The sequence below is a fragment of the Bacillus sp. 3103sda1 genome, assembly GCF_024159135.1.
Classification (GTDB): domain Bacteria; phylum Bacillota; class Bacilli; order Bacillales; family Bacillaceae_G; genus Bacillus_A; species Bacillus_A rhizoplanae.
The window spans coordinates 2,791,142-2,810,150 of the sequence record NZ_JAMYWS010000001.1 but is presented as its reverse complement, the minus strand read 5'-3'; the positions used below and the strand labels follow the sequence as shown (position 1 = coordinate 2,810,150).

The following is a 19,009-nucleotide window of genomic DNA, read 5'->3' as shown; positions in this document are numbered from 1 at the left end:
AGGAAGGTGGTTCACATGGATTTTCAAGTGCCAACAATTTTAATTGGACTCGGGGGAATTGGAAGTACAGTTACGCATGATATTTACCGAAAGCTCCCGAAAGAACGGCGTAAAAAAGTAGCGATGCACGTATTTGATACAGATATTAATACGTTAAGTCACTTTCAGCATATTCGTAAATTTGTGACACAAACGAGCTCTAGTAAAACACCGCGCGAATATATGGCGGAAGATCCAACGATTCCAGATTGGTTTCCGATTGACCCGACTGTACTAGATAAACCATTAACAGAAGGTGCTGGTCAACTTCGAGTTATTTCTCGCCTAGCACTTCGCGCAGCGATGAAGGAAGATAAATTAACAGCTTTTTGGCAAGAAATTGAGAAGATTTTTCCGGTAACAAGTGATACAACAGAATACGGTGTTCGCGTTATTATTGTTACGTCATTAGCAGGTGGCACAGGTTCCGGTATGTTTTTGCAAATCGCTCTATATTTACGAGAAATGCTTCGGAAAAAGTTGCAACATCACAACATTTTAATTCGCGGTGCTTTTTTACTTCCTGATGTTCTCGTCAAAACACGCACAATAAGCGGAAAAGAATTTGAAACGGTGCAGGCAAACGGATATGCATCATTAAAAGAATTACACGCAATTACTTTAGGATCTACAGGAGAATTATCACGCCGCGGGGGCGTTACAATTGAGTTAGAATATCGTCCGGATCAAGTAGATGAAGACGGACGCACAAATCACACCATTATGCAGCATCATTTACCATACAATTATTGCTTCTTATATGATTATGAAAATTTACATGGTCACCATTTGCATAGTTTGTCTGATTATATGGAACAAATGACAAATACAATTTATTTACAATTATTTAGTCCGATGTCAACGAGTCATTTTGCACAAGAAGATAATCAAATTCAACAACTTGCTGATTCAAATGGTAAAGCTCGTTATTGCGGAGCAGGAGCTGCAAAACTTATTTATCCATACGAAAATGTTCTTCGTTACTGCGCTTTAAAATGGGCAGTGCAAGGGCTAGATGAATCGTGGCTTCATTTAGATCGACTTTTTCAAGATAAGAAAAGCCGGTATGAGCAAGACGTTCGCCGCGGTATGCAGCGTGAAAAGCCCGAGCGAGGAAAAAGTTTCTTAGAAGATTTAGAACATTTGGCGACTCGTCCAGAACAGGCGCATGTGTTTTATAAGCAAATGTATTATGAAACGCGCGAAGGAGCAGAAGGCGGAAAAATTGGTATATCAAAATCAAAATTATTTTTAGAAGCGGTAGAAAATTATGTGCAGCGTACGGTACAAAAAGATGAAGAGTTAAATCGCTTGCAGCGAGAGTGTAAAATTTCAGCTGCAAAACTGAAAATTGCTGAACAAATGAAAGGTGAAGTGGCACGGGTGGACCATGCTGTACGCTTATATGCGTATGCGATACCAAGCCGTGTACATGAGCATGTAACAACATTGATATATGATATGGTTGAAACTGATCGATTTACACCAAGTGGTTCAGAGGGTCAGTCATATCAGTTGAATACATGGTTTTTAAAGAAAACAGATCCTGTTCATCCTGTCGCTGCACGTTACATGTTATATGAAATTCGTAAATTGTTAACCGAAAAAATGAATCGTCTGCATGAAAATAATGAACAGAAACGCAGTCTTATCCAAAATTATGATAAAAAATTTAATGTGAGCAATATTGAAGGAACGGTAACAGCTGTTAGACGTGTTGAACTGACGCAGCAACAAGGTTGGTTTGGAAAAATGTTTCATAATGAACAGCGTTTATTTCGAAAAGAATTTCAAGATATTGCGACCCAATATGTACACAAGTTAAATGAATATCGAAAAGAAATGTTATTAGAGCTTGTTTATCAATCTTTATATCAGGCTGTAGATAAAATGATTCAATATTGGGAGCGTTTCTTTGATAATTTACAAGAAACTCGTGAAAATTTATTATTAGACATTCAAAAACGTAGTAAAGAATTTGAGGGAAAAACAAATCCAACAAATGTATACGTATTAGCAGATGAGCGAATGCAGGAAGAAATGTGGAACGATATTCATCACCATGTAAACAATGGTGTGTTGCCAAAAGAGATATCTGCTGAAATTTATATGAGTTTATATCGTGAATATTGCAGGGGAGCGCAGGTAGAGGAAGGACAATCACAAAAAGTAGAAGATTTTTATCGGAAACATATTTTAACGTATTGTGAGCAGGAATTGCAAGATCGCTACCGAGATAAATTAGAATTAAATATTATTGAAGCACTGCGAAAAGAAGCGGCTATTCAAAAGCGTGATATGACAGAGTATGTAAGTGAGAAAATTGAAGATTTGCTGCATCTTGCAAGTCCATTTATACCGAAAGTTGCGCATCATCGTGAATTGCAATATTGGGGTATTCATCCGCTTATTCATCAAGAGTTAAATGAAGAGACGCTACAAGAGATGTTCCAGGAAAAAGAAACAGTTGATGAAGCTTTTTCACCGTATGAAATTGTATGTTACCGTGCGCATTACGGATTGTCGCTGCAAGATTTTCCGAAATTATCGTCTGGGCATATTGCAAACGGTTATGTGAACGAGAAGGGAGATTACTTTCAGTCTTATTATCGCCGCGTAAATAAATTAAACGTTCGTAAATCGAATTTAACACCGCATCTTGATAAGTATTGGCACTTACCTGCTTTTATGCCAGACTTAAATGTAACACAAACGAAGCTGGATTATGATAAGTGTAATCGTGCTTTATTGTATGCATATATATATCGTTGGATTAGTCTTGCTGCTGTGGATGGTCAGTTCGTTTACCAATATAACGGAGTGGGTCGAAGTTCTCTTATTCAATCGATGGGGAAAAATGTAACAAATGAAGGATATAAATTGCACCGTGCATTGCTTCATAATCCATTTATATATGAAAATATTATTTCTCGTTTTGAAGAAGAACAGGGAAAAGCATTGCAGCACGGAGGACATTTATATACACATTCATTTGTATTAGGTGCGCAAGATATAAGATGGCTTCGAAAAGAACATGTTCATAATATCTTAGATGTTATCTTGATGTACGATAAGGAAGCGAAATATGATCCGACGTTAGAAGAAACATCTGATGAACTGTTACGATTACTTGTTGATGAAATTGAACAATATTTTAAAGCTTATTACGGGACTGGAGCGGAAGTAGCAGCAAAAAAAGAAGCGACTTTATTTGTAAAGCAACTTTGGAATCGCTCATATGCAAAAGAATTTGTAGATCCAAACAGTGCACCGTATAAAAAATGGTTACATCTTCTTAACGTTCAAATAGAAGAGGAAGATACAAATGCGAATGTTTAAGAAAAGATAGGGAATCCTTAACTTTGGAATTTATTATTTGGAAAAGAGGGATTCTGATGCCGTTTCTTGGAAGTGTGTATCAAGTGTTTGGTCTATATTCAGAAATTTATCGTGCGATGATTTGTATGGAGGAGAAAGAGAGTCAATCAATTCATGAATGTATCAGTGGAGATGAGAGAGAAACTGGAGAAGAATAATAAAGAACATGCAGCAAACTGTTGCATGTTCTTTTCGTTTTCTTATAGTTTTACAACATTCTTAGGTTTTGACCTCTGTTAACTTGTTTGAATGCAATTTACTGTAACATTACTATCATTTTGTACTTCGTACATTCAAATCCTTTTTCACTATTAAACCATTTTACTGTCTTGATTGTTTTCATATAAAAAACTTTTATAATATTACTAAAGATGTGTTTCCTATTTATATGAACCGAGCAAATATAAGCATATATTTAAATCTGTTATCGTTTTTACGTTAAAATGGAAGATAAGAACAGTAAATGTTCATTATCGTTTTTGAAACCTCAAAACAACGAAAGCCCTACCTCTCTTTCGTCCTTACGGCTCCGATGACCGTGCCAGTATGAATCGGGATATCCAAAAACAATGCTTGGATAAATGAACCTCATCGTATACTTAGAAGTATGAGAATAAAAAGTGGTGAGAATAATTCATTTAGAGGAAAAAGAATTTTTTCTTAGAGGGTAATGTTCCTATAATCAAATCGTATTTGCAATTATATCATATTGAGGTACATAAAGCAAAAAAAAAACAAAATAGATGTAGGCTATTTTGTCGTTTTAGGTATCTTATATAATTTAAAATCAAGTTCAAAACGGTTTTAAAAGGATTTCTTTACCTAGCCGACTTTCGTATTTAACAAATCAATTGCCTGATTTTCAGTAATTCCTTTAATTAAACTTAATTCACTAATTAAAATTTTTTGTGCGTTGTCTAACATTTGTTTTTCACTTGTATTAAGTGCCCTTACTTTATTCCTACGTATTAAGTCGCGAACTACTTCAGCACCTTCTTGTATTTCACCCGTCTTCATTTTCTCCATGTTTTGGGTATATCTTTGCTTCCATGAGAGTGAATCATCTGATTCGCCGTACTGCAAAATAAGTAATACATTTTCTAATGTAAGCTTATCGGCAATTAATCGTATACGTAATTGTATCATTTTTTTCATCGGAATCATTACTTCCATATTACTAATTGGTATTCTTATTACATAATATTTTTGTTTTTCTCCTAGGATTTCTTTTTCTTCTAGGGCTTCAATCACACCTGCTCCGTGCATTGGATAAACAATTTTATCGCCAATTTGAAACAAATAATCCACCTCCATATGGTAACCTTTCTAAGTTTATCATATATAAGATGATAAGTAAAATTATTTATAATATCACAAAATAATTATCATAGTCAATATTTTTTGTTTGATTAGATAAAATCATTGTTACATATTTATAAAACTAAAAAATAAAATGAGTGTATAATAAATTGAACCTCCTATCAGTGGAGGCTTACTGCCCGTTAGTACGGGATAAATAATTGATTGGGAAAATGTATGAAAGAGGTTTAATAATATGCTGAAATGGGGTTATTTTGTAATTATTAATGTTCTCGCTTTTATGATGATGGGACTAGATAAAAGAAAAGCAAAGAAGAAGCAGTGGCGTACGCCGGAGAGTACGTTGTTTTTAGTCGCAGCAGCAGGGGGAGGAATTGGAGCTTGGATTGGGATGTATATGTTTCATCATAAGACACATAAAAATAAGTTTGTGTTTGGTATTCCATTCCTTGCGGCTGCGGGAGCATATATCTTTTGGATATTATAGTAAGGTGGTCCGTGTGAAAAAGTTATGTAGCGGAAAATTGTAAAAAGGTAGAAGGACACTTTATAATGAAGAAAAAAGAAAAGAGGGGAGTCAAATGGAAGCGCAAAAAAAGGGGATTATATATGCGGCAAGTGCATATATGATGTGGGGAGTTCTACCACTTTATTGGAAACTGATAGATGAAGTTCCTGCAGAAGAAATTTTAGCTCATCGTATCGTTTGGGCATTCGCTTTTATGTTACTTGTTTTATTGATTTGCAAACGTTTTGGTCAATTTGCGAGTGAGCTTGTGCAACTTTTTAAACGTCCTAAATTATTCATGTCATTAACTGTTGCTTCTATATTAATTAGCGGGAACTGGTTTGTGTACATATGGGCTGTTAATCATAATCATGTGATTGAAGCAAGTCTAGGTTATTATATTAATCCGCTTGTTAGTATTTTACTTGGCACGCTCGTTTTAAAAGAAAAACTCAATTTTTGGCAATATGTTGCCGTAGGGTTAGCGGCATTTGGGGTTGCAATTTTAACAGTTCACTATGGATCCATTCCGTGGATTGCGATTTCGTTAGCATGTACATTTGGTTTATATGGTTTATCAAAGAAATTATTAGATTATGATTCAATGATTGGGCTTACGATGGAAACGATGCTTGTAATGCCGATTGCTCTTGTATATTTAGGAATGTTAGGTGTTCAAGGAATTGGTTCATTTGGATCAGTTTCGATTACGTCGACGTTACTTTTAGCTGGTGCTGGTATTGTTACTGCATTACCGCTTTTATATTTTGCAAAAGGTACAAAGCTTATTCCGTTATCAATGGTCGGATTTTTGCAATATATTGCACCGACAATCAGTCTTGTATTAGGAATTTTTGTCTTTCATGAACATTTTACAGGGACTCATATGATAGCATTTTTCTTTATTTGGATTGCGTTATTTACATTTTCGATAGCGAAAACGAAATTTATGTTAAATAAGCAGCCGAAATTTATAAAAAATAAATCTGCAAAAGTTTCGTAAAACGGCATAGTATTATGTATGCCGTTTTCTTTATAATGTAAGTAAGGATATTCCATTATAAGCGGTGAGGTGCGAATTATGGAGACGATTTTACATAACAACCCATTAATGTCTGCAGTGATTGCTTGGTTCTTAGCACAACTTACAAAAGTTATAATCACTTTAGTAAAAAAGAGAGAATTTGATTTTGCACAGTTTTTTGCCTCTGGTGGAATGCCGAGTTCTCATTCTTCCACTGTCACAGCGTTAGCAATAGCAATTGGGATTGAAGAAGGAATTACGAGCTCTGTATTTGCAATTGCGACGATTTTTGCGATTATTGTCATGTATGACGCATCAGGAGTAAGACTTGCTGTAAGTAAACAAGCAAAAATTTTAAATGACTTTTTTCATGGAAGACAAACAGAGTATAAAAAATTGAATGAACTTGTCGGTCATACGCCATATCAAGTCATTGTCGGGGCAATTTTAGGAATTGTTGTTGCGATTTGGTATTGTTCGTAAGCAAAGTGAGGAATCAACTTCACTTTGCTTTTTTGTTTTACACATATTTACGTATGTTATTGAATATTGTATATGGATTCAATAAAGAGGGGGGACATCTATGCTGCTGTATGACAAAGTAAAGCAGGAAATGGAGAGACAAATTACAGCGTTACGTACGATGCAGCAAAGAGATGGAACATGGCGTTTTTGCTTTGAGGGATCCCCATTAACTGATTGTCATATGATTTTATTATTACGTACGTTACGAAGAGAAAAAGAAATAGAGCCATTTGTGACAAGACTAATTTCTTTACAAGCAAATGAAGGGACATGGAAATTGTATGAAGATGAGCTGAATGGAAATCTTTCAGCTACAATTCAAGTGTATACTGCATTGTTAGCTTCTAGGAAATTTAAGAAAGAAGACTATGTGCTGCGCCGTGCAGAACAATTTATTCTTGAACAAGGTGGCATTACAAACGCTCATTTTATGACGAAGTTTATGTTAGCCTTACATGGGCAATACGATTACCCTGCATTGTTTCATTTTCCCATGACTTTTTTCTTTCTACCGGATCATTCCCCGTTTAGTATGTATGAATTGAGTAATTCTGCACGTATTCATTTCGTTCCTACGCTCATTTGTATGAATAAGAAATTTGTAATAGAAGAAAATATTATTCCTAATCTTAGTTACATAGTGGGTGCGAATAAATCAGATTGGTTTCATAATAAACGCTCTTCTGTTTTGCAAACGATTTTATCAGAAGGGAAAAAACTCATTTCTTATCCATATTCTCTTCATCAAAAAGGATATAAAGCAGCGGAACGTTTTATGCTAGAACGTATAGAAGGAAATGGAACACTTTACACTTATGCGAGCGCTACTTTTTATATGATTTACGCTCTCCTTGCTCTCGGTCATTCTAGACATTCTCCTATTATTGAGAAAGGTGTATCAGGGATACAGTCGTACATATGGAATACAAAAAATGGTGCCCATTTGCAAAACTCACCTTCAACAGTGTGGGATACTGCTCTTTTGAGTTATGCTTTGCAAGAAGCAAATGTGTCAGAAGATGATGCGATGATTGAACGAGCAAATCGCTATTTATTAAAGAAACAGCATACTTCTTATGGGGATTGGCATGTTCATGCACCTTCTTTACCTCCTGGCGGATGGGGATTTACCGATTCGAATACCATTGCGCCAGATTGTGATGATACAACAGCGGCGCTACGTTCACTTACTTACATTGCGAAGAAAGATAAGAAAGTAAAACAAGCTTGGAATAAGGGGATACAGTGGATTCTTGGAATGCAGAATAAAGATGGAGGCTGGGGAGCGTTTGAGAAGGATGTTAATAAGCATATGTTTGCGCATGTTCCTCTCGATAGTGCAGAAGATATGATTCTTGATCCGTCTACAGCAGATTTAACAGGGAGGGTGCTTGAGTTTTTTGGAACTTATGCGCCAAATAAAATAAGTGCATATGATTTGCAACGGGCAATGCAATGGCTCCTCCGTAATCAAGAACAAAATGGTTCTTGGTATGGAAAATGGGGAGTTTGTTACATATATGGTACATGGGCTGCTGTAACAGGTCTGCGGGCAAACGGATTGCCAGCAAATCATCCAACGTTAGAAAAAGCGGCGCGGTGGTTAGAAACGATTCAACATCGTGATGGCGGCTGGGGAGAATCGTGTAAAAGTAGTAAAGAAAAGCGGTTTATTTCAATACCTTTTAGTACACCTTCTCAAACGGCATGGGCTTTAGATGCCCTAATCGCTGTACATGATACGGAAACAACATATATTCAAAAGGGAATCAATTATTTGCTAGAGCATTCTTTAGAACATATTGAATATCCAACTGGAGCAGGATTGCCTGGGGAATTTTATATTCGTTATCATAGTTATCATCGCTTATTTCCCTTACTTACCTTTGCGCATTATGTGAAAAAATACAAAAAATAAACCGAGAATATGTCCTCGGTTTATTTTTTGTTTGGTTGGTGTTTTTGACGTGCATCTGCAGCATCTGCACGAGCTTGAGCTTCTAAGTCATCTTGGTTAGCGAGTTCTTGAGAAAACTCAACATCAATTCCATCGGACACTTTGTTTTGCTGTAAATTCTTTTTTTTCATCTCACACAATCTCCTTGTGTTATGCTAAGTTTCAATTATAGTGTGACACAAATAGACTTTTTTATGCAAAAAAGGAGAATGAAATACATAAGACGAAATATATAGAAAATACATAGAAAAAGCGAGGGAGAAGGATGAATTTTTTAGAGGGGAAAACAGCTGTTGTTACAGGTGCAGCACAAGGGATTGGAAAAGAAATTGCACGTGTATTTGGCACTTTAGGAGCGAAAGTATTACTAAGTGATATTAATCAAGAAGCTTTAAACAGTACGACAACACAGTTATTGCAAGAAGGATATGATGTAAGGGCTTATGTTTGTGATGTAAGCAGCCATACGGATGCAAAATCGCTAATTGAGTATGCGATTCAAACATACGGTGCATTGCATATTTTAGTAAATAATGCTGGAATTACACGAGATGCAATGTTGCATAAAATGGAAAAAACAGCATGGGAGCAAGTATTGCAAGTAAATGTAACGGGTGTATTTAACTGTATGCAACCAGCACTTTTGTATATGCGTAAACAACAATATGGACGTATTATTAATATTTCTTCAATTAGCTGGCAAGGAAATATTGGTCAAGCAAACTATGCTGCTGCTAAAGCGGGTGTAATTGGGCTTACAAAAACAGCATCAAAAGAAGCAGCTGGATTTGGTGTTACATGTAATGCAATTTGTCCTGGATTTATGGACACCGATATGACGCAAGCCATACCGGATAAAGTAAAGGAAAAGATGATTGCAGCCATTCCAGCAGGGCGAATCGGAGCACCGCAAGATATTGCACATGCAGCTGCCTTTCTAGCATCAGATTTTGCTTCTTACATTACTGGGGAAGTGCTAAATGTAAGTGGGGGGTTACAAGTATAAAAAGGAGTAAGGCTGTCAGTTTGTTAGAACAAGGAAAAGGTCTTGCCAATTGGCAAGACCTTTTTTTAGTTTAAGTTAATCCAAACGCTTTTTACTTCTGTATAGTTATTTAACGCGTAAGAGCCCATTTCACGTCCAAGACCTGACTGTTTATAACCTCCAAACGGAGAGGCTGCATCAAAGACGTTATAACAGTTTACCCATACTGTTCCAGCTCGTAATTTACTTGCAACATAATGCGCATTCTTCAAGTTTTCTGTCCACAAACCGGCAGCTAATCCATATGCTGATTTGTTAGCGCGTTCAATAACCTCATCAATGTCATCAAATGGCATTGCAGCAACGACAGGACCAAAAATTTCTTCTTTCGCAATCGTCATTTCATCTTGTACAGCTGCGAAAATTGTTGGAGCAACATAATAACCGTGTTCGTAAGGTTTATTTCCGCCAACTAATATTTCTGCTCCTTCATTTTTTCCTTTTTCAATATAGCCCATCACTCGATTTTGTTGTTCTTCTGATACGAGGGGACCAATGTTTGTTTGTGGATCTAATCCAGATCCTTGCGTTAAGCTCTTTGAATATAAGGCAAGATCTGCGACAACATTATCATACATTTTCTTTGGTATGAACAAGCGAGATCCAGCACAACATACTTGTCCTTGGTTAAACATAACACCAGAAAGTGCTGCTGGAATTGCACGAGATAAATCGGCATCAGGTAGAATAATATTTGGTGATTTACCACCAAGCTCTAATGTTACGCGTTTTAATGATTGGGATGCTTCTTTCATAATATGTTTCCCAACTTCAGTTGAGCCTGTGAAAGCAATTTTATCAACGAGAGGATGACTGACAAGAGCTTGACCAGCCGTTTCACCGTATCCAGGTATAATGTTAATAACACCTTTTGGGAATCCAGCTTCTTCTATCAATTCAGCTAAATATAGTGCGGAAAGAGGAGTTTGTTCTGCTGGTTTTAGTACGACGGTACATCCAGTTGCTAGTGCTGCTCCCAGCTTCCACATCGCCATTAAAAGCGGGAAGTTCCATGGGATAATTTGACCAACAACACCAACGGGTTCATGGCGTGTATAATTAAAATAATCTCCTGAAACAGGAATTGTTTGACCGACTAATTTTGTTGCCCATCCAGCATAATAACGCATATGTTCAATTGCAAGAGGAATATCTGCAGTTGTTGTTTCTTGAATTGGTTTTCCGTTGTCTAATGTTTCAAGTTGTGCAAGCTCATCTTTATGTTTTTCCATTAAATCAGCAAGCTTGTACATGAAACGGCTACGTTCAGCACCGCTCATACGTGACCATGGTCCTTCATCAAACGCTTGACGTGCTGCTACGACAGCTTTATGAATATCTTCACGTCCGCCTTCATATACAACAGCTAACGTATCACCAGTTGCTGGATTTGGTGTTTTAAATGTTTTTCCGGAAGCGCTTTCAATAAAGGCCCCATTTACATATAGTTTCTTTGTTCCTTGTAAAAATTTCTCTACTTTTTCATGGAGATTCACAGCTAGTTGGCTCATTATATAACCCCCTTAAAAATATATAATGTAAACGCAGTAAAATACTGCATTTATTCCAAATAAAAGAGGAGTTGCCGGATAAAGCGAGGCTTCTATCAGTAGAGGTTTTTCTTTATTTCCCACTGATGGAAAGCTCTCACCAATCGGGCACATGCCAGTAGTTATCTCCCATCTATCTTTTTTGTTCTCTCAAAATCTTGAGATGGGAGTTTTACTGCCCGTTAGTGCGGGATAAACTAGGTGAAGGACATCCAATTTCAATCGTAACTTAAAAAGTCAGAAATTTCAATCTTATTTATGTTACAATTGTTAAAAATATGTAATTTTGTGATGTAAGTCTAATATTATGCACAAGAGATATTCATTTTGCTTTTTTTATAGGAAAAACGATACAAACAATGGTACAATAATACATCGTGAAAGGAGGAGGAAGAAATGAATCAACATCATGATGATCCGCGTTTTCGCATCGCACATCGTGAAGCGTGGATCGGAATTGGACTTGCTGTTATCAACTTTCTATTATGGTACGGTTTCGCATATGGATTAGGTAGTGGCAATCCAAAAGAATATACATATGTACTAGGGTTTCCAGCCTGGTTCTTTTATAGTTGTATAGTAGGATTTATTGTAATGGTTTTACTTATTGTATTTGTTGTCCGTTTCGTATTTCAAGATGTTTCGTTTGATGAGGAAGAGAAGAGTGAGGAATGAAAATGAACTGGTATGTAATTATTCCAATGATTTTATGTTTTATTGTTGTGTTTTTGATTGGTATATATGCGTCGAGACGTGTTCAAACGACCGCGCATAACAAATTTTTGCAAGAATATTTTCTGGGCGGACGCGAACTTGGTGGATTGTTATTAGCGATGACGATGATTGCGACGTATGGTAGCGCAAGTAGCTTTATCGGTGGGCCTGGAATTGCATACAACATGGGGCTTGGCTGGGTATTGTTGTCGGCTATTCAAGTTGTAACGGGTTACATTGTACTAACTGTACTTGGAAAGAAATTTGCGATTACTGCAAGAAAAATGGAAGCTATTACGTTAATTGATTACTTGAAAGGAAGATATAACAATAAAGCTGTTGTTATTTTATCAGCATTATGTATTATTATTTTCTTGTTTTCGGCAACTGTTGCGCAGTGGGTTGGCGGTGGAAGATTAATTGAATCGTTAACAGGTCTTTCTTATACAACGTCTTTATTTCTTTTTACGTTTTTTGTACTTGTTTATGTTTTGATTGGCGGATTTCGTGCTGTTGCGCTTTCAGATACAATACTGGGTCTTATTATGCTGCTCGGTACGACAATTATTTTAATTGGTACGATTATTGCAGGTGGTGGTATTTCAAATATTATACAAGAACTTGTACAGATCAATCCGAATTTAATTACGCCATTTGGAGCAGATGGGAGTTTGACAAAGGTATATGTGTCTTCATATTGGATCTTGATTGGCGTTGGAGTGGTAGGGTTACCGCAAATTAGTGTACGTGCCATGTCTTATAAAAATTCAAAAGCGATGCATCAAGCTTTAATTATCGGTACTGTTGTCGTCGGTACAATTATGATTGGTATGCATTTAACCGGTGTATTTGCCCGTGTTGTTTTACCGGGAGTGAGTGTGCCTGATAAAGTAATGCCATTGCTTGCGATGAAAGTATTGCCTCCTTGGCTTGCTGGTGTTTTCTTAGCAGCACCAATGGCAGCTATTATGTCGACAGTTAACGCATTGTTATTGCTTGTGAGTTCTTCCATCATTAAAGATATTTATGTAAATTACATAAACGAAAATGCTGCTGCTCAAACAGTAAAAAGAGGAACGCTATGGATTACAGCGATTGTTGGATTACTTGTTTATGCTGCAGCGATTAAGCCGCCTGATTTTTTAATTTGGTTAAATTTATTTTCCTTTGGTGGTTTAGAGGCAGCGTTCATTTGGCCGCTTGTGCTTGGGTTGTATTGGAGAAAGGGGAATGCTGCCGGGGCACTTGCTTCAATTGTTGTTGGAGTTGGCTCTTATATGGGATTTCATCTGTTTCTCCCTAATCCTTTTGGTGTTCATACAGTCGTATTTCCAGTATGTTTAGCACTTATTGCTTATATTATAGGAAGTATGTTATTTTCACGTAAGTTACAACAAATTTAAAATCTTTACATAAAAAGAGCAAGAGTTGTGTCTTATCAAGACCTAAATTAACAAAACGATAAATAAAGGACAATACATATTTTATATAACTAATATGTATTGTCCTTTTTATTAAATTAAAGCACCCGTTAGTTTCTGTAGTCCTTAAAGAGATGATGTCAGCAAATGGGAAACGTAAGCCTATTGTCTTTAAAGCATACCATGATCGTAAAGTAGAAGAAGGAATGATAAAGAAACAGGAAATTGGTCATCTTTGTTTTAGAATTGCAAATTTATTTTATACACTTTTTAAAAGTGGTCAGAAATACGATCCTCAATTATATGCTGCTGCTTGGACTAACTTTCCTTATTTCGGATCGCAAGGTTTAGCTGTTCTTTGATTCTATTGGATTCACTATATTTGGTGGAATAGAAAATAAAGGATGATTTTTTGGACGGTAGTTATCAAATAGACGAAGGAGGCAGAAAATAAGACGATATGGAAGAGAGAGACCTACATCATCAAGTTACTGGTGTATTTTTCACAATTAAAACTCAAAAAAAATAAAAAATTAGTGCATAGTTGTAAATCAAAGCTATCAATTGACAGCTTTTTTTTGTGCTAATGGGGCAGGTTGGAAAGTAACAAACAAGAATACTATGATTAGGTATTATCCTTTTTTCATTTGGGTACTAATGTAAGAAAGTAAGTTACTTTTACAGCTTTTATATAAAAACAAGAATGTAAATAATTGTACTTAATCAAACGGGGGCCTTTCTTGAATAAGCAACAATAGGTTATTCATTTCCCTAAATCCATTAAAATTCCAAAAAAACCTGCTTTTTGATCGGAATCAGGGATTATTGGTATTTTAATGATTATAGTTTATTTTGCAAACACTACACTACATTGAATAATAAACTCAGAAATTAACCTTTGATTTCAGTTACAGTAATTCCTTCAATATTTACATCAAAAGTTATAGTAACAGGACCTTCTGGTGGATTATGTGGACCTGTATAAGTGTCGTATTTAACTTTCACTATAAAATCAAATTGAGAAAATCCACCTTTTCTTCGTGTAACCTCTAATATTTCTGCATTCCATAATCCATAACTACGATTTGGGAATTTTTTATTAATCGCTTCTCTGGCATAAGGGTCTAACAATACTAAAAAAGCATCATAAAAATCAGTATGTTTTTCTCCGACACTGATTTTCTCGGTTTCAGTGCTTCCTTGATTCGGTAAGATTAATCTTAAAACTGACGATGTTATCATAAAGGCGATGAAACTGTATTTCATACTATTAGGCTACCTCCTTATTTCATCAGGTAGCCTTTCCACTTGATAAAATAATATGTGTTAGTTGAAGAAATAACACTAAAATAACATTTGGCACTTTATATTATATGTGCCTATAAACGTCTGCGTAACCCACCTTTAATTGTTCTCGCAACTGCTTGTTTTCGCCTTCCAACATCTTAATGCAATGATGGCAACTTTGTAGTTATCGTCCATCTCACGTTCTTTTTCATGAAATAGTTTTTGGGGAAAATAATCGTCTGGCATAATATGTCCAACGTTGTTATAACCTGCTACTAAAATAAATTTTGTTAAAAAAATCATATTTTGTTCATGCCCTTTTTCGTATGGGATAAAAAATCGTTTATATTTTACTTCTGTACACTTTTTTTCAGTCATATAGTAATAGCAATTGATAGGATGGAGTTGAATGTCTTGAAAAAAGTACTGTTTCTTGGAGATCCTGGTATTGATGATTCGTTAGCAATCATGTATGGGTTATTACATCCTGATATTGATATTGTTGGTGTTGTAACAGGATACGGAAACGTTACTCAAGAGCAGGCAACGAATAATGCTGCTTATTTATTGCAAATAGCTGGAAGGGAAGATATTCCGATTATTAATGGAGCAAAGATTCCTTTTTCAGGAGGATTTATAACATATTATCCAGAAATACATGGGCCAGAAGGCTTAGGTCCTATTCGTCCACCTGAAACGATTAAAGCAAATGTGAAACCGTTTTGTGAGATGTTTGAGATTATTAAAAGATATAAAGGAGAGCTTATTATTGTTGATGCGGGCCGTTCGACAAGCTTAGCAACGGCTTTTATTTTAGAGAAAGAATTGATGAAAAGCGTAAAAGAGTATTACATAATGGGTGGGGCATTTCTTGTTCCAGGAAATGTTACCCCTGTTGCAGAAGCAAATTTTCACGGAGATGCGATTGCTTCAAATTTAGTAATGCAATATGCTGAGAACGTTTCATTAATTCCGCTGAACGTAACAAATGGAGCAGTCATTACTCCTGATACTGTTACATATATTACAAAGAATACAAAAACAAATTTTAATAAATTAATCGAACCAATTTTTAATTATTACTATAAAGCCTATAAAAAATTAAATCCGAACATAGCTGGAAGTCCAATTCATGATGTTGTAACAATGATGGCTGTTGTTAATCCTTCCTTGATAGAATATGTATATCGTCGTGTTCAAGTTGATATTGATGGTCTTGCAAAAGGTGAAAGTATTGCCGACTTTAGACCACAGCCAAGGGCAGAAGCGATGAAAAAATGGGTGAGGATTGGCTGGAAGTTACATTATAAAAAATTTCTTGAAGATTTTATTCGGGTTATGACGTAGACAGTATGCAAGTTTACAAGTTACAATAGAGGCGATCTTTTCATAGATCGCCTCTATTGTTTTGCGAATGAATTATATATAATAGATTACAAGACAAAGTTTAGGAGAGGAATTCCATTTGAGGAAAATAGGATTATGTATAGCAATACTTTGTTTATTCGTATTTATTATCTCAGGTAATTTTTTTGTGAAAAAAGTATGGAGTTCAAACTATGATGATGCACAATATGTTGCGTCATTTGTAGAAGAAAATAAAGATCAAAAAAACAGCGCATTGCTAGTGAAACGAAATGATAAATTGGTATATTCTATAAACCCTAATGTTGTATTACCTGTAGCGAGTACGATGAAGCTCATTGTAGCGTTGGAGTTTACAAAACAAGTAGGGGAAGGGAAAATTGATCCAAATGAGCTTGTGTCGATGGACGATATTAATCGTTATTACGTTCCAAAGACGGATGGCGGTGCTCATGAGAGATGGCAAAATGTTTTAATGAAAAAAGGACTTATTGAAGAAAATGCAGTTACGTTAGAACAAGTAGCAAGGGGAATGATGAAATTTAGCTCAAATGCAAATACAGAATATTTAATGGAGCGCCTTGGTATAGAGAATATTAATGAAAATATAAATAAATTAGGATTACCATCACACCAGCCATTATTCCCAATTGTTTCATCTTTATATATTCCAGGCTATTTATACAAAGAATTACATGTTCCAAAGCAACAATTAGCGCATAGGTTAAGAACGATGCCGCAAGAAGAATATTGTCGTTATGCGATGTTAATACATGAGCGTTTAAAACAAAAAGGTCTGCAGCTGCAAAATGAAATTCCGCTTTTCTTGGGAGAAAAGTACGACAAAATTTGGTCAGATAGACTCCCGGCTGCTTCTGCAAATGACTATATGATTTTATTAGAGAAAGCAAACCATCAAAAAGGTTTCACAAAAGAGGAAGAAAAAGAATGGTCACAACTTGTGGAATCAGATATGCAAGGGAAAAGGTATCGTCAACATTTTCGACATGCAGGTCAAAAAAATGGGTATACACCATGGTCTTTGTCTAAAGCTGTATATGCAACAGACAAACATGGAAACTGCACAGAGATTGTCTTTTTGGCGAATAATGTAAATGAGGAAGACAGTGCTGAATTACGTAAACATTTACTTAATTTGCATTTTCAAATATTGCAAAGTGATAAATATAAAGCAACTGTTATTAAGTAAAACCGATGTGTATGCATCGGTTTTTTTCTTTGGATAAACACATTTTTTTAGTAGCTGGGTATGATGATTAATAATCAATAAGCGAGAGGAGCTATTTGAAATGCGGGAGGGAAGCGAGGAGTTTTTACAGCGAGAAGGTGTAGTCTTTCCAGGGAGAACATATGCTGATTATATATTACAACATATATTCTGTTTTCAGCGGAATTATTTATTGGATGACATGTTTCATATTCACCATGCACATGTCATTATGTTGCAAGAGGAAGGTTTGCTACAAAAACAAAATGCTAAGCAGATTGTAGCGGCGGTAGAAAAAGTAAAAACTGTCCCATTAGACGAGCTAGTATACAGCAAAGAGTATGAAGATCTCTTTTTTTTAGTTGAGCATCTGATTCAACAAGAAGCAGACAGTGATATTGTTAGCAATATGCACATTGGGCGAAGCCGAAATGATATGGGGGTGGCGATGTATCGTATGAGCTTACGACGTTATCTCCTACAATACATCGAGCATTTTATGCTACTGCAAGAGAGTATTCTAGAGCGAGCTGAGGAGCACATGGAAACGATTATGCCAGCATATACACATACACAACCAGCGCAGCCAACAACATTTGGTCATTATCTGCTTGCTATTTATGATGTGATGCAACGTGATACGGAGCGATTATGGAACGCTTATCATATTGTAAATCAATCTCCTTTAGGAGCAGCGGCGCTTGCTACAACTAGTTTTCCAATTAATCGAAAGCGCGTTGCGGATCTTCTTGGTTTTTCGAAGGTAATTGAAAATTCATACGACGCGATTGCAAGTACAGATTATTTATTAGAAACAAGCGGCGCGCTTATGATAATGATGACAAATATAAGTAGATGGCTTCAAGACTTTTTATTATTAGCTACGAAAGAGTACAACGGTATTACAGTTGCAAATCCCTATGTGCAAATTAGTAGTATTATGCCGCAAAAACGCAATCCAGTATCAATTGAACATGCAAGGTCTCTTGCGAGTAGCGCTTGGGGAGAAGCATTTACTGTTTTTCAAATGATTCATAATACACCGTTTGGAGATATTGTCGATACAGAAGATGATTTACAGCCCCATTTATATGAAGGATTTGAGAAAGCGCTTCGAGTTATTTGTGTAATGAATGCAGTAGTGCGTACGATGACAGTTGAAAAGGAAATATTACAAAGTCGTGCAAAAAAGCATGCAATTACGATAACTGAATTAGCTGATACATTAACTCGGCAGTATGATGTTCCATTTCGCCGTGCTCATTATACAGCAAGCTATATAGCTAAACTTTCAGAAGAACAGAAAAAAGATTTACACGAACTAAATATTGTCGACATTAATATGTATTTACAAAAGGAATTACAGGTTGTATTAACAAAAGAGGAGTGGAGTGAAATAATTTCACCGCATTCGTTTGTTGCAAAGCGAAATGTATACGGTGGACCGAGCCTGCAGCAAATGCAGCGAATGATTAAAGAGAGAAAAGAAAATGTTTCAAAGCAGGAAGAGCGGCTAGAGAATGTGAAGGAACAACTTGCTGAAGCTGAAAAACAAGTCAATAAACTTGTTGCAACTATCATTCATTCATAAAATAAAGAAGGATTTAACTTATAAATCGCTAATATATCACTATATATTTCGAAAGAA

18 protein-coding genes are annotated in these 19,009 nt (G+C 35.9%); 13 read left to right on the top strand and 5 right to left on the bottom strand.

Features of this window, described 5'->3' with window-relative positions:
- The first annotated feature begins 15 nt into the window (after positions 1–15).
- A complete protein-coding gene (locus tag NKR74_RS13915; protein WP_253629946.1) occupies positions 16–3,378 on the top strand; it encodes a tubulin-like doman-containing protein in 3,363 nt (1,120 codons plus the stop codon).
- A gap of 56 nt (positions 3,379–3,434) precedes the next feature.
- Complete coding sequence (locus tag NKR74_RS13910; protein WP_098309891.1) at positions 3,435–3,575, top strand: phosphonate ABC transporter permease; 141 nt, start codon at positions 3,435–3,437, stop codon at positions 3,573–3,575.
- 664 nt (positions 3,576–4,239) lie between these two features.
- Here the strand turns inward: NKR74_RS13910 and NKR74_RS13905 are convergent.
- Entirely contained in the window at positions 4,240–4,716 is a 477-nt protein-coding gene (locus tag NKR74_RS13905; protein WP_375337670.1) for a CarD family transcriptional regulator, read from the bottom strand.
- Between the two features lie 259 nt (positions 4,717–4,975).
- Here NKR74_RS13905 and NKR74_RS13900 point away from each other — a divergent pair, with 259 nt between their 5' ends.
- The 4 genes from NKR74_RS13900 to shc all read left to right on the top strand — a co-directional run bounded on the left by NKR74_RS13900 (position 4,976) and on the right by shc (position 8,712).
- Positions 4,976–5,224 (top strand): DUF1294 domain-containing protein, encoded by a 249-nt coding sequence (locus NKR74_RS13900; protein WP_098309931.1) that lies wholly within the window; start codon positions 4,976–4,978, stop codon positions 5,222–5,224.
- 94 nt (positions 5,225–5,318) lie between these two features.
- A complete protein-coding gene (gene rarD, locus NKR74_RS13895) occupies positions 5,319–6,248 on the top strand; it encodes an EamA family transporter RarD (RefSeq protein ID WP_253629945.1) in 930 nt (309 codons plus the stop codon).
- A gap of 78 nt (positions 6,249–6,326) precedes the next feature.
- Entirely contained in the window at positions 6,327–6,752 is a 426-nt protein-coding gene (locus NKR74_RS13890) for a divergent PAP2 family protein (protein ID WP_098309888.1), read from the top strand.
- A 100-nt stretch (positions 6,753–6,852) separates the two neighbouring features.
- Complete coding sequence (gene shc / locus NKR74_RS13885; protein ID WP_253629944.1) at positions 6,853–8,712, top strand: squalene--hopene cyclase; 1,860 nt, start codon at positions 6,853–6,855, stop codon at positions 8,710–8,712.
- 20 nt (positions 8,713–8,732) lie between these two features.
- Here shc and NKR74_RS13880 read toward each other — a convergent pair whose 3' ends face one another.
- Positions 8,733–8,882, bottom strand: a complete 150-nt coding sequence (locus NKR74_RS13880) for a YfhD family protein (protein ID WP_253629943.1) — start codon at positions 8,880–8,882, stop codon at positions 8,733–8,735.
- 134 nt (positions 8,883–9,016) lie between these two features.
- On the opposite strand from NKR74_RS13880, the gene fabG reads away from it, so the two are divergent.
- Complete coding sequence (gene fabG / locus NKR74_RS13875; RefSeq protein ID WP_098309885.1) at positions 9,017–9,757, top strand: 3-oxoacyl-ACP reductase FabG; 741 nt, start codon at positions 9,017–9,019, stop codon at positions 9,755–9,757.
- 65 nt (positions 9,758–9,822) lie between these two features.
- Here fabG and NKR74_RS13870 read toward each other — a convergent pair whose 3' ends face one another.
- Complete coding sequence (locus tag NKR74_RS13870; RefSeq protein WP_098309884.1) at positions 9,823–11,307, bottom strand: aldehyde dehydrogenase family protein; 1,485 nt, start codon at positions 11,305–11,307, stop codon at positions 9,823–9,825.
- A 435-nt stretch (positions 11,308–11,742) separates the two neighbouring features.
- Here NKR74_RS13870 and NKR74_RS13865 point away from each other — a divergent pair, with 435 nt between their 5' ends.
- The 3 genes from NKR74_RS13865 (at position 11,743) to NKR74_RS13855 (ending at position 13,843) form a co-directional block, all read left to right on the top strand.
- Positions 11,743–12,021, top strand: coding sequence for a YhdT family protein (locus NKR74_RS13865; protein ID WP_098309883.1), 279 nt, complete (start codon positions 11,743–11,745; stop codon positions 12,019–12,021).
- 2 nt (positions 12,022–12,023) lie between these two features.
- On the top strand, positions 12,024–13,463 hold the full coding sequence (panF, locus tag NKR74_RS13860) for a sodium/pantothenate symporter (RefSeq protein ID WP_098309930.1): 1,440 nt from the start codon (positions 12,024–12,026) through the stop codon (positions 13,461–13,463).
- A 155-nt stretch (positions 13,464–13,618) separates the two neighbouring features.
- Entirely contained in the window at positions 13,619–13,843 is a 225-nt protein-coding gene (locus NKR74_RS13855) for a hypothetical protein (RefSeq protein ID WP_253629942.1), read from the top strand.
- A gap of 529 nt (positions 13,844–14,372) precedes the next feature.
- Here the strand turns inward: NKR74_RS13855 and NKR74_RS13850 are convergent.
- Together NKR74_RS13850 and NKR74_RS13845 are read right to left on the bottom strand one after the other, a co-directional pair.
- Complete coding sequence (locus NKR74_RS13850) at positions 14,373–14,747, bottom strand: DUF3888 domain-containing protein (protein ID WP_253629941.1); 375 nt, start codon at positions 14,745–14,747, stop codon at positions 14,373–14,375.
- Positions 14,748–14,885: 138 nt separating this feature from the next.
- Complete coding sequence (locus NKR74_RS13845; protein WP_253629940.1) at positions 14,886–15,071, bottom strand: hypothetical protein; 186 nt, start codon at positions 15,069–15,071, stop codon at positions 14,886–14,888.
- 96 nt (positions 15,072–15,167) lie between these two features.
- On the opposite strand from NKR74_RS13845, the gene NKR74_RS13840 reads away from it, so the two are divergent.
- The 3 genes from NKR74_RS13840 to argH all read left to right on the top strand — a co-directional run bounded on the left by NKR74_RS13840 (position 15,168) and on the right by argH (position 18,952).
- Positions 15,168–16,115, top strand: coding sequence for a nucleoside hydrolase (locus NKR74_RS13840; RefSeq protein WP_253629939.1), 948 nt, complete (start codon positions 15,168–15,170; stop codon positions 16,113–16,115).
- 127 nt (positions 16,116–16,242) lie between these two features.
- Positions 16,243–17,343, top strand: a complete 1,101-nt coding sequence (locus NKR74_RS13835) for a serine hydrolase (protein ID WP_375337702.1) — start codon at positions 16,243–16,245, stop codon at positions 17,341–17,343.
- 100 nt (positions 17,344–17,443) lie between these two features.
- Positions 17,444–18,952 (top strand): argininosuccinate lyase, encoded by a 1,509-nt coding sequence (gene argH / locus NKR74_RS13830; protein ID WP_253629937.1) that lies wholly within the window; start codon positions 17,444–17,446, stop codon positions 18,950–18,952.
- Positions 18,953–19,009 lie beyond the last annotated feature (57 nt).